Raw genomic sequence first — 14,615 nt, 5'->3', positions numbered from 1 at the left:
GAGAGGAGAGTGGGAAAGATGGAGATATGGTTTTCTGAACTGCATACTTCAAACGTGAAGCTTTCTGTCCGGATTGACAAGCAGCTTTTTTCCGGAGAAAGTGAATATCAGAGAATCGACGTGTTTGAGTCAGAGGAATTTGGAAAATTCGTGGCTTTAGACGGAGACATTGTTTTTTCAGAAAAGGACGAATTTATATACGATGAGATGGTGACCCATGTTCCCATGGCAGTTCACCCATGCGTGAAGCGCGTGCTGATCATCGGTGGAGGAGACGGCGGTGTGGCAAAGGAGCTGTTACAGTATTCTTCCATTGAATCCATTGATGTGGTTGAGACGGATAAGCTGTTTGTAGACGTGTGCAGGGACATCTTTCCTGAGGTGGCATGCGGACTTTCGGATCCAAGGGTTAAGGTCTATTATGACGATGGTCTGCGATTCTTAAGAAATAAAAAAGAGGAATACGATCTGATCATCAACGATTCCACAGACCCCTTTGGGCATACGGAAGGGCTGTTTACCAAGGAGTTTTACGGCAGCTGTTATAAGGCGTTAAAAAGTGATGGAATCATGGTGTATCAGCATGGAAGCCCCTTCTACGATGAAGATGAGGACGCCTGCCGGAGCATGCACCGGAAGGTATACCGTTCCTTCCCCATCAGCCGGGTGTACCAGGCTCATATTCCCACTTGTCCGTCTGGCTACTGGCTCTTTGGTTTTGCATCAAAAAAGTATCACCCGATCAATGATTTTAAACCGGAAAACTGGAAAAAATTAAAAATAGAGACCTGGTATTATACCGCGAATCTTCATATGGGAGCATTCATGCTGCCCAAATATGTAGAAGATTTACTGGAAGAGGAGGAAAAAGAATGAGCAGATTATTAGTTATTGGATGTGGAGGCGTTGCCTCTGTAGCAATTCAGAAATGCTGTCAGAACAGCGAGGTGTTTACAGACATCTGTATCGCAAGCAGAACCAAGGAAAAATGTGATGCCTTAAAGGAAAAGCTGGAAGGAAAGACAAGCACTAAGATTGAGACTGCAAAGGTCGATGCTGACAATGTAGATGAGGTAGTGGAGCTGATTAAATCCTACCATCCGGATGCTGTTTTAAATGTGGCCCTTCCTTATCAGGATTTAACCATCATGGATGCCTGCTTAAAGGCAGGAGTCCACTACATCGATACTGCTAACTTTGAGCCGGAGAATACGGATGATCCTCAGTGGCGTGAAATCTATGAGAAACGCTGTAAGGATCTTGGCTTTACCGCTTACTTTGATTATTCCTGGCAGTGGGATTATAAAGAACGCTTTGAACAGGCCGGACTTACCGCTCTTCTTGGAACTGGCTTTGACCCAGGCGTTACCAGTGTATTTTCCGCTTACGCCTTAAAGCATTATTTTGATGAAATTCATACCATTGATATCTTAGACTGCAACGGCGGCGACCATGGATATCCATTTGCAACCAACTTTAACCCGGAAATCAACTTAAGGGAAGTTTCTGCAAACGGCTCTTACTGGGAGAACGGCCACTGGGTAGAGACAGAACCCATGGAGTATAAATCCAAATATAACTTCCCGGAGGTTGGAGAAAAGGACATGTACTTACTCCATCACGAAGAGATTGAATCTCTGGCAAAGAACATCCCAGGAGTAAAGCGGATCCGTTTCTTTATGACCTTTGGACAAAGCTATTTAACACACATGAAATGTCTGGAGAATGTAGGCATGCTTTCTACCTCTCCCATTGAGTTTAATGGACAGGAGATCGTTCCCATTCAGTTCTTAAAGGCTCTGTTACCAGATCCTGCATCTCTGGGACCAAGAACCGTTGGTAAGACAAACATCGGCTGTATTTTCACTGGAGTCAAGGATGGCAAGGAAAAGACCATCTACATCTACAATGTATGTGACCATCAGGAATGTTATAAAGAGGTAGAGTCTCAGGCCATTTCTTATACCACCGGAGTTCCAGCTATGATCGGTTCAATGATGTTAGTGACCGGACAGTGGAGAAAGCCTGGCGTATTCAATGTGGAAGAGTTTGATCCAGATCCATACATGGAGGCTTTAAACAAATGGGGCCTTCCATGGGTAGTTTGTGAAAACCCGGAAACTGTTACAGTATGGAAAGCGGAATAAGTGATGAGAATAGAAGATTTAAAGACTCCCTGCTATGTGGTCGATGAAGGGAAACTGGAAGAGAATTTAAGGGTGTTAAAGCGGGTGAAGGACAATACCGGCTGTACCATTCTTTTAGCCCAGAAAGCATTTTCCTGCTTTGCCGAATACCCCCTCATTGGGAAATACATCGACGGGACTACAGCCAGCGGACTGTTTGAAGCAAGGCTTGGGAAAGAAGAGATGGGACTGGAAAACCATGTGTTTGCTCCTGCTTATAAGGAAGAGGATGTAAAGGAGCTTGTTAAGATCTGTGACCATATGGTATTTAACTCCTTTTCTCAGCTGGAAAAGCACAAGGATTCTTTAGAAGGAGTGAGTGTGGGCATGAGGATCAACCCGGAATGCTCCACTCAGGAGGATCATGCCATCTACGATCCCTGCGCTCCTGGCTCCAGACTTGGAGTTACGAAAGAGAACTTTAAGGAAGAATGGCTGCCTTATCTTTCCGGCCTTCATTTTCATACCTTATGTGAGCAGAACTCGGATGACTTAAAAAAGACATTGGATGCGGTGGAAGAAAAGTTTGGCAAGTACTTAAAGGGACTTTCCTGGTTGAATTTGGGAGGCGGACACCACATTACCAGAGAGGATTACGATTTAGAGCTTCTGGAATCCTGCATCAGACACATGCAGGATAAGTATGGGGTTAAAGTTTATTTAGAGCCAGGAGAAGCGGTTGCATTGAATGCCGGGTATCTGGTGACAGAGGTTATGGATGTGGTAGACAATGGAATAAAGACTCTGATCTTAGATGCATCTGCCTCCTGCCATATGCCTGATGTGTTGGAAATGCCTTATCGTCCGCCCCTTAAGGACAGCGGACAACCAGGAGAAAAGCCCTACACTTACCGCCTTTCTTCCTGCACCTGTCTGGCTGGAGACGTAATCGGAGATTATTCCTTTGACCAGGAGATTAAGCCGGGAGATAAGCTTTATTTTATGGACATGGCCATCTATTCCATGGTGAAAAATAATACCTTTAACGGGATGCCCCTCCCTTCCATTGCTGTTATGGATCAAACTGGGGAGTGCCGTGTGGTAAAAGAGTTCGGATACGAAGATTTTAAGAACAGATTGTCTTAAGACCATAAAGTAAGAGGATAAGAATGATGAAACGACTGACAAGTCTTCCGGCAGAGGACGGATTTTATATGCCAGGAGAATTTGAGCCCCATGACGGCTGTATCATGATATGGCCGAAAAGGCCGGGATCCTGGCCCTTTGATGCCAGGGAGGCCAGAAAGGCATTTGTAAAGATTGCAGAGGCCATTGCAGACAGTGAGCATGTGATCATGCTGGCAGAAGCAGAGACAATAGATTCTGCCAGAGAGATGCTTTCTGACCGGATCGAGGTGGTTCTTATGGAGTCTGATGATGCCTGGGCAAGGGATACAGGCCCAACCTTTGTAAGAAACGATTATGGACAGGTCAGGGGCGTTGACTGGCAGTTTAACGCCTGGGGCGGAGAGTATGACGGTCTTTATGCGGACTGGAAAAAGGATGAGCTTTTAGCAGCAAGATTCCTGGATGCCTATGGGTATGAGACATACGATGCCAGACATTTTGTTCTGGAAGGTGGCTCCATTCATTCCGATGGGCAGGGAACCATACTGGTAACAGAGCGTTGCCTTTTAAGCCCGGGACGAAACCCTTCCTTAACAAAGAAGGAGATTGAAGAGCAGCTGAAACTTTATCTGGGAGGGAAAAAGATTATCTGGCTTCCCTATGGAATTTATCAGGATGAAACCAATGAGCACGTGGACAATGTCTGTGCCTTTGTCCGCCCGGGAGAAGTTGTCTTAGCCTGGACCGATGATGAGAGGGATCCTCAGTATGAGATGTCTCTTGCTGATTTAAAGGTATTGGAAGAGGAGACAGATGCGAGGGGAAAGCATTTTATCGTCCATAAGCTTCCTATTCCCAAGATGCCGGTATGTATCAAACCGGAGGAGCTTTGTGGCTTCACCTTTGAGCCGGGAGAGGATACCAGAGAGCCAGGAGAGCGTCTGGCCGCCAGCTATGTAAACTTCTATCTTTCAAACGGAGGGGTCATTGTTCCTCAGTTTGGAGATGAGAATGATTCCATGGCTCTTAAGATTTTAGGGGATTGTTTTCCGGAACGAAAGATTTATCCCATATTTGCAAGAGATATTATAGTAGGGGGAGGCAACATTCACTGCATCACCCAGCAGATTCCAAAAGGAGACGTGCATGAGAAAGGTAACAGTTGCAGCGGTTCAGATGAAATGCTGCCAGGACATCAATAAGAATATAGCCAGGGCAGAGGAACTGGTTAGGCAGGCAGCAGGAGAAGGTGCCAATGTAATTCTTCTTCCAGAGCTGTTTGAGCGCCTTTATTTCTGTCAGGAGCGGCGGTATGAATATTACGACTATGCCACCACCGTAGAAGAAAATCCTGCCATCGCTCATTTTGCATCCATTGCAAAGGAGCTTTCTGTGGTGCTTCCCATCAGCTTTTATGAGCGCTCCGGCAATACCATGTATAACTCAGTGGCAGTTCTTGATGGGGACGGAAGAAATCTTGGGGTTTACAGAAAGACCCACATTCCCGATGACCATTATTATCAGGAGAAATTTTACTTTACTCCGGGAGATACCGGCTTTAAAGTCTTTGATACCTTATATGGCACCATTGGAATCGGCATTTGCTGGGATCAGTGGTTCCCGGAGACAGCCAGATGTCTGGCTCTTTTAGGGGCAGAGATCATCTTATATCCCACAGCCATTGGAAGTGAGCCCATTCTGGAATGCGACAGCATGGAGCATTGGAGACGGTGTATGCAGGGCCATGCAGCCTCTAACATTGTGCCTGTAGTTGCGGCTAACCGGATCGGAGAGGAAATAGTCACTCCTTGTGAAGAAAATGGAAACCAAAGCTCTTCTCTTAAATTTTATGGTTCCTCCTTTCTAACAGACAGCACAGGTGCGTTATTAAAGTCGTTTGGCAGGGATGAAGAAGGGGTTTTATTGGAAACCTATGATTTTGACCAGATCAAACAGGACAGAAGAAACTGGGGCTTATTCCGTGATCGGAGACCGGAGCAGTATAAATCCATTGCTGGTAAATAAAAAACATAAGGGCACTTTTTTGTGCATAAAAAGTCGGGAGAATTCTCCCGGCTTCTGCTATTCTTAGGTCATATCAAATGAGGGGGAAGGGATTTGATGAACTGGCTTGGTAAGATGAATGAAGCGCTTCAATATATTGAAGACAATTTAACCGGAGAGATCAAGGTGGAAGAAGCGGCGAAAATAGCCTTGTGCTCCAGCTTTAACTTTCAACGCATGTTTTCCTATATGGCAGACGTATCACTTGGGGATTACATTCGCAGAAGGCGGATGACCATGGCTGCCATTGAGCTTCTTACGGAAGATACCAGAGTCATTGACGTGGCAGTTAAGTATGGATATGAATCTCCGGTTTCCTTTGCCAGGGCGTTTCATGCCATGCATGGAATGAATCCCAGTGAGGTGAAAAAGCCCGGGGCAAAGATAAAATCCTATTCCCGCATTTCATTTGAAATAACCATTAAAGGAGTAGAAGCTATGAATTATTATGTGAAGGAACTGGAAGGATTTCGTGTCATCGGTTATAAGGAGCGGGTCCCTCTTACCGGCGGAGAGAATTTCAAACGAGTACTGGATATGTGGGACCGGTTATCGGAAGACGGCCGTTACGACGAAGTGCTGGGATTCAATGACAAGGAAGACCTTGCCTGCCTTGGTGTGTGTGCAAACTGCAGTGATGATGAATTTGATTACTATATTGCCACTGGTTCTGACCAGCCGCTAAAAGAAGGTATGGTGGAACTGGTGATTCCTCCAGCCACCTACGTGATTTTTGAGTGCGTGGGTAAACTACCGGAGAGTCAGCAAAAGGTATGGAAGCGAATATTTACAGAGTTCTTCCCCACATCAGGATATGAGATCATGGACGGACCTCAGATAGAATGGTATTCCATGGGAGATCCTTCCAAAGAGGATTATGTCAGCCAAATCTGGATTCCGGTAGGAAAAAAGGCGTAAAGTTTTCATAAAAACGGCACATTCCCCATATAGATTGTAATAATCAATAAATCGGGGAATGTGTCATGAAAAAATTGTCAATCAGAAAACGGCTGATTTGCCTGGGATTTATTCTGGTAGGATTGGTTGCGTTTACCTTAAGTGGATGCCTTGGAAAAGGAGGCAGCGGTAACAAAGTAAAGGATATGGAGTTTTCCGTAACACCAGATACCGATATCCCTCAGGAATTAAAGGATATTATTTCACAGAAGCAGCAATCGCCTTTTAAGCTGACCTACAGCGATGACCAGAATCTTTACATAGTAGTTGGTTATGGACAGCAGCCAAGCGGAGGCTTCAGCATTGCCGTCAATGATCTGTATCTTACCGACAATTCCATTGTTTTAAAAACAGAGCTCATCGGTCCAGGAAAGGGAGAAGTCACAGCGACAGACGCCTCTTATCCGTTTATCGTCATTAAAACTGAGATGTCGGAGCTCCCGGTCGTGTTTCAATAAGGAATAAAAAAGGTTAGCCGCTCTGCTTTTTGATTTGCAGAGCGGCTATTTTAAAATTCTTCTTTTTTCTTGTGGCGACCTGTGATATACTACCTAAAACAGAAGTCAACAGTAGGAGAAGAGGAAGGGTTATATGATATTAAAAGACATATGGCTTGATGTTAAGGCGGTGAAAGAACGGGACCCCGCAGCAAGAAACTCACTGGAAGTACTGTTTTTATATCAGGGAGTCCATGCATTAATTTGGCATCGGTTTGCACACTGGTTTTATTGTCATAAATTATTTTTCATTGCCAGACTTATTTCTCAGATGGCAAGATTTTTTACCTTAATAGAAATTCACCCCGGAGCCCAGATGGGCCATGGGATTTTGATTGACCACGGTTGCGGCGTGGTCATCGGAGAGACTGCTGTGGTGGGTGATAACTGTACGATTTATCAGGGCGTCACCTTAGGAGGCGTGGGACTAAATAAAGGCAAGCGCCATCCGACCCTAGGAAGCAATGTGACCGTGGGAGCAGGAGCTAAGATTTTAGGTTCTTTTGATGTAGGAGATAACTGTACCATTGCAGCCAATGCGGTTTTATTAAAGCCTCTGGAAAAGAATGTGACTGCTGTAGGTATTCCTGCACGGCCCATTAAGATTCTTGGCGTGCCGATTCCAAAGGAAGAGAAGGAAGAGGTAACCATGGAATCCTATTGCCGTATGGAAGAGCGGATCAGAATCATGGAACAAACCATAACAGAGCTTCAAAAGGAGCTTTCTCAGTATAAAAATAGTGACAGCGATGAGTCAAATCATTAGAAGTCATTCATTAGGTATAAAAAAAGTATATTGAAACATGCACCTGCATAAACTTTCTTAAAGGAATAAAGAAGGTAAGGCAGGTGCTGTTTTATGTTGGAGCTTTTGAAGAAAAACATACATATGAATCGTTGGAAAGGAAATGCCACATCCCAGGTAACTCTGGATGATGATTTTATTGTTCCAGATACCATGGATGATGTGGACCAGATTATTTTAAGTGCCGGCGAAATTACAATCGAATCCGTGAAAAACCAGACCGAGAGAGTCACCGTAAGGGGCAAACTGGATTTCACAATCCTCTACCGGGGAGCAGAAGGCGGACTTCAGACCCTTTCCGGAAGCATCAGCTTTGAGGAGCCGATTAATGTACCTGGTCTGGAAGAACAGGATGTGGTTTCACTGACCTGGGACTTAGAAGACTTAAATGCCGGAATTATCAATTCCAGAAAAATCAGTGTGAAGGCGATCGTAACACTGCAGGTAAAGGTGGAGACTGCCTATGACGTTGACGCTGCCGTAGAAGTGGACACGGGAAGCGGATATTCTGACTGTCCTCAGGTAGAGGTGCTCCGCCGCAACGTAGATGTGGCGGCTACCGCTCTTCGTCATAAGGACACATTCCGCATTAAGGAAAATATTACGCTGTCAGGAAACAAGCCAAACATCGATCACATTTTATGGAGTGAGATGAGGCTGAGAGGCGTCAGCACAAGACCAATGGATGGCAAAATGATGCTTGACGGTGAACTGATGGTATTTTTGATTTATCAGGGAGAAGGAGAAGGTGCTCCCATTCAGTGGCTGGAGGAGAGCATTCCATTTTCCGGTGAGCTTGATATGGCTGATGTAACCGATGACATGGTTCCAAGTGTGAATGTACATCTCATTCATAAAGATATGGAAGCAAAGCCAGATGCCGACGGAGAAATGCGGGAGATGGATCTTGATGCCGTTCTGGAGCTTGATATGAAGCTTTACAGGGAAGAAAATATGGAGCTGTTAAGCGATTTATATTCTACCAACCGTGAGCTGACGTTACAGACAGGAGAGGCATGCTTTGATAAGATTCTCACCAAGAATATGAGTAAGTGTAAAATCGTAGAGAAGGTGGCACTTGACAATTCAGACCGGATTCTCCAGATCTGTCACAGCGATGGAACCGTAAAGATTGATGATACGGAAGTTAAGGAAGACGGACTTCATGTAGAAGGTGTATTAGAGGTAAGGCTCCTTTTCTTAACTTCTGATGATTCCCAGCCCATTCAGTCGGCCGTAGAAGATGTTCCGTTCCATTACTTAATCGAGGCGCCTGGAATCAATTCGGATACCATCAACCAGTTGAATTTTGGTTTAGAGCAGCTAAGTGCAGTTATGATGGGCGGAGGAACCGTAGAGATCAAAGCTACTATTTCCCTTGACTTACTGGCCCTTCAGCCAATCTGTGAGCAGATCATCACCAGTGCTACGGATGCGCCTATGGATTTAAATAATTTACAAAAACTTCCTGGAATCGTTGGCTATATCGTTCAGCCTGGAGATTCTCTATGGAAAATTGCCAAAAAATTCCATACCACCATTGATACCATTATGACTGCCAATGGTTTAACGGAAAAAGCGGTAAAACCAGGGGATCGTTTGATTTTAGTAAAAGAATTGTCTTAAAATGGGATGCCAGGCAGAATCTATATAATCTGCCTGGCATCGTTTCGTAAAAAAAGAATGAATCTAAAAAAACAGGGTACTATAAAGAATGTTATTCACATAACGGTTTGTCCTGTTATATAATATACTATAGCTCAGCTATGGTATCAACCAATCGATGGCGCCAAAACGCATCCAGCTGGTGCTTTAGATAGATGACAGGTTAGCCTGGGCGGTAGTGACGTGATTGCAAGGCGTTATTACCGTTTACATAATATATCTTTTACGGAGTAAGCATGAATTATACTTATATTTTACAGTGTGCGGATAATACGCTCTACTGCGGATGGACAAACCATCTGGAAAAAAGATTAAAGGCCCACAACGAGGGAAAGGGCGCAAAATATACCAAAGCCCGAAGACCGGTGCTTCTTGCCTATTACGAGGAGTTTGAATCAAAGACAGAGGCCATGAAGCGGGAGGCCGCCATAAAGAAGATGTCCAGAAAGGACAAGCTTAAGCTGGTTATGGAAGCACAAAAAGAGGACCGCCAGATTCCAGGAGAGACTTGAGAATCTGATGGTCCTCTTTTTAAGCAACGAACCGATACATCAGCATGTAATGGCAGAAGCTTCCGCCCATAACAAAGAGATGGAATATTTCATGGGAGCCAAAGCCCTTGTGCCTGGAGTTAAAGATGGGAAGCTTTAAGGCGTAGATTACTCCTCCAACGGTATAAATAATGCCCCCGGCAAGGAGCCAGCCAAATGCAGCAGGAGAAAGTGCCTGGGTAATCTTACTAAATGCCAGTACACAAGCCCAGCCCATGGCAATGTAGATGCAGGAGGAAAACCACTTGGGACACATGATGAACCAGGCCTTAATTATAATTCCGGTGATTGCAATTCCCCAGACAAGTGCCAAAAGGCCGTATCCAGTCTTATCGCCCAGTACAATCAGACAAACAGGAGTATAGGTTCCGGCTATCAGGATAAAGATCATAAAATGATCGATTTTCTTTAAGAGTTTATTGACTTTTGGCGAGATATCCAAGGTGTGGTAGGTCGTGCTTGCGGCATATAGTAAAATCATACTGGTGATAAAGACCGTAAGAGCAGTAATATGAAGAGCTCCGGCCGAGGACGCTTTATAAAGCAATGGGACTGCGGCCAAAATTGCCAGTACCATCGCAATGAAATGGGTCAGTGCGCTCATTGGATCCTTGATTTTTATGTTCATGATATCTCCTCCTTATTAGTTAATGAAAATATATAATGTAGTTATTAATACTATGTAATCTATATTTATATACTATACACTTCCTGTTTGAAATTTGCAAGAGTTTTTTGAAGGTCAAAGTATTTTTTTATCACAGAATCCCCTGAAGTTTCAAAACTGCTCGAAGCAAATATAAATGTGGTAACAAAAATTCAAGATACAAAAAGCATTTTCAGATGGGAGCAGCTCTGATAACCTGAAAAGCTTATTTAAATATACAAAAGGGAAGCTCCTAAGAAATGAGCTCCCCTTTTTTCAATAATTGTAGACGAAACGTGAAAAAGAAAATATAAATTGCTGTTATTTCCCAGACTGCATGGCAGAAAGGGGGTGCACTAATGTCCTACATAATCTCTTTTTGTGTTTCGATCGCAGCACGTATAGCTGGCTACTATATTTGCAAATGGCTTGATCGAAAAGGATGATAGCAGCAAGCATAAAGATACCCCAGGGACTTCCACTCCCTGGGGTATCGTTTTGTACACTAATGTACATGTTACATAATCTCTTTGGCTATCTTCATTTTACACCGAAATGATAAAGATGTCAACTGCTGGGCAGACGGATCTCATAATACCCTGGGTTGCCAGGTTCTGGATATAAATAGATGAATATTTGTTTAAGTTCTTTGAAATGTATTTGCCTGTACCTCAGATATTTAATATAATAAAAAGACGACAAATGTTTCGGTTTAGAAAGGAAGGCTATGATGAATGAGACAATCAGGGAATTAACAGAACGAAAATCAGTGCGGGTATACGAAGATAGAGCAATTGAACCTGAAAAAGAAGATTTAATCCTGGAAGCCGCCTTGCAGGCTCCTACAGCCGGTAAGATGACCTTATACTCCATAATAAAGGTAACCGATCAAGAGATAAAGGACCGCTTGGCTGAAACCTGTGATCACCAGCCATTTATTGCAAAGGCGCCCCTTGTCCTAGTGTTTGTAGCAGATTATCAAAAATGGTATGATCTGTTTTGCCGCCATGTGGAAGAAGTGAGACACCCTGGCCTTGGTGACCTTATGCTTTCCATAGACGATGCATTAATCGCAGCCCAGAACTCAGTCGTAGCCGCTCAGTCCATGGGAATCGGATCCTGCTATATTGGAGATATTATAGAAAATTATGAAATTCATAAAGAGCTGTTAGGTCTGCCCAAATATGCGGTCCCTGCGGCAATGGTCGTATTCGGATATCCAACGGAGCAGCAAAAGGAAAGAATAAAGCCTGCCCGACAGCGAAGGGAATGTGTGGTGTTTGAAAATACATACCGCCGCCAAAGCCCGGAAGAATTTGAAAAAGAGCTTACATACAGTGAAGGAGAAAAGCCGGATTTTAAGGCCTGGGTCAATGCATTTTGTAACAGAAAATGGAATAGTGATTTCAGTGTGGAAATGAGCCGCTCCGTAAAGGCCATGATAGAAGCCTGGGAAAAAGAGGATTAGAAAAAATATGAATTTAAATATACTATATGAAGACAAAGAAATCCTGATCGTGGAAAAACCAGTGGGCATAGAATCCCAGTCAGCCAGATCCTTTGAACCGGATATGGTCAGTGAAGTAAAGCGACATATCCACACCTTATCCCCAAAATCAGGGGAGTCTTATGTGGGTGTTATCCACAGGCTGGATAAACCGGTCGGCGGCGTCATGGTTTATGCAAAAACAAAAAATGCCGCAGAGTCTTTAAGCAGGCAGGTTTCCGGCCACGAAACAGATAAAATGTATTATGCTGTCGTATGTGGAAAACCTGTGGAAAACTTTGGCACCTACGTGGATTATTTGTGGAAAGACGGAAAAAACAATTGTTCTAAGATTGTGGAAAAGGGGATAAAAGGTGCAAAAGCAGCAGAACTTGACTTTAAGATTGTGGATAACAAAGAGCTTCAAGGAGAGGAATTAAGCCTTCTTGAAATCAGGCTGAAAACAGGACGCCATCACCAGATACGGGTACAGATGGCAGGACATGGAACACCTCTATGGGGCGACCAAAAGTACAACCCTCGTTTTCAGCAAAAGGGCAATAGGACCAATGTAGCTTTATTTGCCTCCAGTCTTACCATAACCCATCCTGTAACAGGCAAGAAGATGACATTTTCTGTGAAACCAAAAGGCGAAATGTTTGATCTTTTTTCCTTATAAAAACTCGTTTTTATGAGGAATTTTTTACTAATTTCAAATCTGAATAATTTAAAGTCCTGGCGCTCATACTAGTCAATGTACAAAAGAAGTACAAAACAGAAACAGGTGAGTCCATGGAGAAACCGAGCAGGAAACTGAAGAAAACATTATTAATATTGGGAGTTACGGGGGCAGTGTATTTGAGTTTTCGCTATTTGCTGCCCCTCGTGATTCCCTTTTTGATTGCCTATGTATTTGCATTGTCCTTACGTCCTTCTGCCCTTTGGATTGAACGAAAGACCCGGTTCACCATAAAGAAAAAAGTGATTTCCATTCCCCTTGCAGTCATCGGCGGAATCGAAATCATTCTTTTCATGATCGTATTCGGGATTATTCTATATGCCGGAGGAAGAAAGCTTACCATGGAGGCCAAGCTTCTATTCCAGAATCTTCCCCAGATTATGAGGAGCATCGATGCCTGGCTGACAGAAAACTGCACCTTTGCGGAGCAGTTTTTAAAGCTGCCTGACGGATATCTCCTTAAGGTGGTTCGGGATATTATATCAGGCGGAGAAGCCGCAATAAAAAGCAGAGCCATGTCATTTGTCATGTTAAATTCAATGAGCATTATCAAATGGCTGGTGCAGGTGACCATTCTGACTGTCATTTTATTTATTGCCACCATCTTAACACTTCAGGAAATGGATGATATCAGAACCAGAAGAGATAATTCCATGTTCTGTTATGAATACGCCATGCTTGGAAACCGTCTGATGTCAGTGGGCAGCGCATGGTTAAAGACCCAGGCCACCATCATGATTTTCACCATGATCATCTGCTCTGTGGGTCTGTTTCTCATGGGGAATCCATATTTTATCCTCCTTGGAATCGGAATTGGCTTTTTAGATGCCCTTCCTATCTTTGGTACGGGAACTGTCTTAATTCCCTGGGCAATTGCTGCTATGGTGGGGAAAAACTGGGTATATGGTATTGGCCTGATAGTCATTTACATTATCTGTTATTTCATAAGAGAAGTGATGGAAGCAAAGATTATGGGAGGAAAGGTAGGTCTGACACCTCTGGAAACCCTGGCGTCCATGTTTGTAGGACTTCAGCTTTTTGGGCTATTTGGCTTTATTATGGGGCCGATCGGATTATTAATTATTGAAGATATTGTGGAGCTGTATGGCGGATCGTGCTATAATTGCAGAGAACAAACGAATCGGGAAGGAAATGAAAAGGCACGATGAACCCAAAGGAATTGATTGAGTTTTTAGGATTGATAGAAACGTTAAAATGCAATACAAGGCACAACTGGACAACCTCCGGACGCCAGGAAAGTGTGGCAGAGCATACCTGGCGGCTGGCGGTTCTTGCTATGTTAATGGAGCCGGATTTTAAAGACCTGGATATGAATAAGGTGATTCGCATGTGCCTCATCCATGACTGGGGCGAGGCGGTAACCGGAGATATTCCAGCCTTTGTTAAGACCGATAGTGATGAGGCAGTAGAGGAAGAAGCCATTCATTCCTTATTAGACAGATTGCCAAAGGCTGCTTCTGACCGCTTTACCTCTCTTTTTCTAGAATTGTTAGAGTGCCAGACAAGGGAAGCAAAGCTGGTTAAAGCCCTTGATAAGATTGAAACTGTGATTCAGCACAATGAGGGAGGTACTGGCTACTGGCTTCCCCTGGAATATGATTTAAACTTAACCTATGGAAATGAAATCTGTGACAGCTTTCCCCAGACAAAGGATTTAAGGAACCAGGTAAGGGAGGACAGCATAAGGTTAATGGAGGAAGAGAAGGGCAGGAAATAAACAAAAGCCAGGCCTTCCTCTTGACAAACATATGCAAATAACGTAAAATCAACCAAAAGACGTTGAAGAGGATTACTAAGTGATGATGTATTCCAGAGAGAAGGCCATTTGGTGAAAGGCCTTTATACCCCTCATGACCCAACCTACCTCGGAGTCCCGCAGCAAACTGCGGCGCAATTTCCGGCGTTATCGGATCTAAAAGTGAGCCATTGA

15 protein-coding genes and 1 other annotated feature (1 of these 16 cut by a window edge) are annotated in these 14,615 nt (G+C 43.9%); of the genes, 14 read left to right on the top strand and 1 reads right to left on the bottom strand.

The genetic code is table 11. The features are described 5' to 3' along the window. The first annotated feature begins 18 nt into the window (after window positions 1-18). From speE to OW255_RS18860, 10 genes are all read left to right on the top strand, one after another. Window positions 19-876 carry a polyamine aminopropyltransferase gene (gene speE / locus OW255_RS18905; RefSeq protein WP_268114976.1) on the top strand — a complete coding sequence of 286 codons (858 nt, stop codon included), beginning with the start codon at window positions 19-21 and terminating at the stop codon, window positions 874-876. Next, entirely contained in the window at window positions 873-2,147 is a 1,275-nt protein-coding gene (locus OW255_RS18900; RefSeq protein WP_268114974.1) for a saccharopine dehydrogenase family protein, read from the top strand. Before speE ends, OW255_RS18900 begins: the two co-directional genes overlap by 4 nt. 3 nt (window positions 2,148-2,150) lie before the next feature. Then, complete coding sequence (gene nspC / locus OW255_RS18895) at window positions 2,151-3,272, top strand: carboxynorspermidine decarboxylase (protein WP_268116637.1); 1,122 nt, start codon at window positions 2,151-2,153, stop codon at window positions 3,270-3,272. 26 nt (window positions 3,273-3,298) lie between these two features. Further along, on the top strand, window positions 3,299-4,456 hold the full coding sequence (gene aguA / locus OW255_RS18890) for an agmatine deiminase (protein WP_268116636.1): 1,158 nt from the start codon (window positions 3,299-3,301) through the stop codon (window positions 4,454-4,456). Next, entirely contained in the window at window positions 4,401-5,279 is an 879-nt protein-coding gene (gene aguB / locus OW255_RS18885; protein ID WP_268114973.1) for an N-carbamoylputrescine amidase, read from the top strand. Before aguA ends, aguB begins: the two co-directional genes overlap by 56 nt. A gap of 96 nt (window positions 5,280-5,375) precedes the next feature. Next, a complete protein-coding gene (locus tag OW255_RS18880; RefSeq protein WP_268116635.1) occupies window positions 5,376-6,236 on the top strand; it encodes an AraC family transcriptional regulator in 861 nt (286 codons plus the stop codon). 65 nt (window positions 6,237-6,301) lie between these two features. Then, a complete protein-coding gene (locus OW255_RS18875; RefSeq protein ID WP_268114971.1) occupies window positions 6,302-6,733 on the top strand; it encodes a protease complex subunit PrcB family protein in 432 nt (143 codons plus the stop codon). Between the two features lie 133 nt (window positions 6,734-6,866). Then, window positions 6,867-7,538: a serine O-acetyltransferase gene (gene cysE, locus OW255_RS18870; RefSeq protein ID WP_268114970.1), complete on the top strand. Its 672-nt coding sequence runs from the start codon at window positions 6,867-6,869 to the stop codon at window positions 7,536-7,538. Window positions 7,539-7,631: 93 nt separating this feature from the next. Further along, window positions 7,632-9,203 carry a DUF3794 and LysM peptidoglycan-binding domain-containing protein gene (locus OW255_RS18865; protein ID WP_268114968.1) on the top strand — a complete coding sequence of 524 codons (1,572 nt, stop codon included), beginning with the start codon at window positions 7,632-7,634 and terminating at the stop codon, window positions 9,201-9,203. Between the two features lie 275 nt (window positions 9,204-9,478). Beyond that, a complete protein-coding gene (locus OW255_RS18860) occupies window positions 9,479-9,754 on the top strand; it encodes a GIY-YIG nuclease family protein (protein WP_024838243.1) in 276 nt (91 codons plus the stop codon). A 19-nt stretch (window positions 9,755-9,773) separates the two neighbouring features. Here OW255_RS18860 and trhA read toward each other — a convergent pair whose 3' ends face one another. Then, complete coding sequence (trhA, locus tag OW255_RS18855) at window positions 9,774-10,421, bottom strand: PAQR family membrane homeostasis protein TrhA (RefSeq protein WP_268114967.1); 648 nt, start codon at window positions 10,419-10,421, stop codon at window positions 9,774-9,776. 748 nt (window positions 10,422-11,169) lie between these two features. On the opposite strand from trhA, the gene OW255_RS18850 reads away from it, so the two are divergent. From OW255_RS18850 to OW255_RS18835, 4 genes are all read left to right on the top strand, one after another. Then, a complete protein-coding gene (locus tag OW255_RS18850) occupies window positions 11,170-11,907 on the top strand; it encodes a nitroreductase family protein (RefSeq protein WP_268116634.1) in 738 nt (245 codons plus the stop codon). Between the two features lie 7 nt (window positions 11,908-11,914). Next, window positions 11,915-12,604 carry an RluA family pseudouridine synthase gene (locus tag OW255_RS18845; protein WP_268114965.1) on the top strand — a complete coding sequence of 230 codons (690 nt, stop codon included), beginning with the start codon at window positions 11,915-11,917 and terminating at the stop codon, window positions 12,602-12,604. Between the two features lie 113 nt (window positions 12,605-12,717). Then, entirely contained in the window at window positions 12,718-13,833 is a 1,116-nt protein-coding gene (locus OW255_RS18840) for an AI-2E family transporter (RefSeq protein ID WP_024838247.1), read from the top strand. Continuing rightward, a complete protein-coding gene (locus OW255_RS18835) occupies window positions 13,830-14,402 on the top strand; it encodes an HD domain-containing protein (protein WP_268114964.1) in 573 nt (190 codons plus the stop codon). The genes OW255_RS18840 and OW255_RS18835 overlap by 4 nt, the downstream gene beginning before the upstream one ends. Before the next feature lie 53 nt (window positions 14,403-14,455). Beyond that, window positions 14,456-14,615 (top strand) — a binding site (T-box leader) (it continues 51 nt past the right edge of the window).

This window comes from Lacrimispora xylanolytica, assembly GCF_026723765.1.
In the GTDB taxonomy this organism is placed as follows: domain Bacteria; phylum Bacillota; class Clostridia; order Lachnospirales; family Lachnospiraceae; genus Lacrimispora; species Lacrimispora xylanolytica.
Note: the sequence above shows the minus strand (reverse complement) of the source record. Positions and strands in the feature narration are given on the sequence as shown.

Excerpts from the sequence above, each read along its gene's own strand:
- trhA (WP_268114967.1), bottom strand. The coding sequence starts at position 10,421 with ATGAACATAAAAATCAAGGATCCAATGAGCGCACTGACCCATTTCATT.
- OW255_RS18835 (WP_268114964.1), top strand. The coding sequence starts at position 13,830 with ATGAACCCAAAGGAATTGATTGAGTTTTTAGGATTGATAGAAACGTTA.
- OW255_RS18840 (WP_024838247.1), top strand. The coding sequence starts at position 12,718 with ATGGAGAAACCGAGCAGGAAACTGAAGAAAACATTATTAATATTGGGA.
- aguB (WP_268114973.1), top strand. The coding sequence starts at position 4,401 with ATGAGAAAGGTAACAGTTGCAGCGGTTCAGATGAAATGCTGCCAGGAC.
- OW255_RS18875 (WP_268114971.1), top strand. The coding sequence starts at position 6,302 with ATGAAAAAATTGTCAATCAGAAAACGGCTGATTTGCCTGGGATTTATT.
- OW255_RS18845 (WP_268114965.1), top strand. The coding sequence starts at position 11,915 with ATGAATTTAAATATACTATATGAAGACAAAGAAATCCTGATCGTGGAA.
- OW255_RS18865 (WP_268114968.1), top strand. The coding sequence starts at position 7,632 with ATGTTGGAGCTTTTGAAGAAAAACATACATATGAATCGTTGGAAAGGA.
- speE (WP_268114976.1), top strand. The coding sequence starts at position 19 with ATGGAGATATGGTTTTCTGAACTGCATACTTCAAACGTGAAGCTTTCT.
- cysE (WP_268114970.1), top strand. The coding sequence starts at position 6,867 with ATGATATTAAAAGACATATGGCTTGATGTTAAGGCGGTGAAAGAACGG.
- nspC (WP_268116637.1), top strand. The coding sequence starts at position 2,151 with ATGAGAATAGAAGATTTAAAGACTCCCTGCTATGTGGTCGATGAAGGG.
- OW255_RS18850 (WP_268116634.1), top strand. The coding sequence starts at position 11,170 with ATGAATGAGACAATCAGGGAATTAACAGAACGAAAATCAGTGCGGGTA.
- OW255_RS18880 (WP_268116635.1), top strand. The coding sequence starts at position 5,376 with ATGAACTGGCTTGGTAAGATGAATGAAGCGCTTCAATATATTGAAGAC.
- OW255_RS18900 (WP_268114974.1), top strand. The coding sequence starts at position 873 with ATGAGCAGATTATTAGTTATTGGATGTGGAGGCGTTGCCTCTGTAGCA.
- OW255_RS18860 (WP_024838243.1), top strand. The coding sequence starts at position 9,479 with ATGAATTATACTTATATTTTACAGTGTGCGGATAATACGCTCTACTGC.
- aguA (WP_268116636.1), top strand. The coding sequence starts at position 3,299 with ATGAAACGACTGACAAGTCTTCCGGCAGAGGACGGATTTTATATGCCA.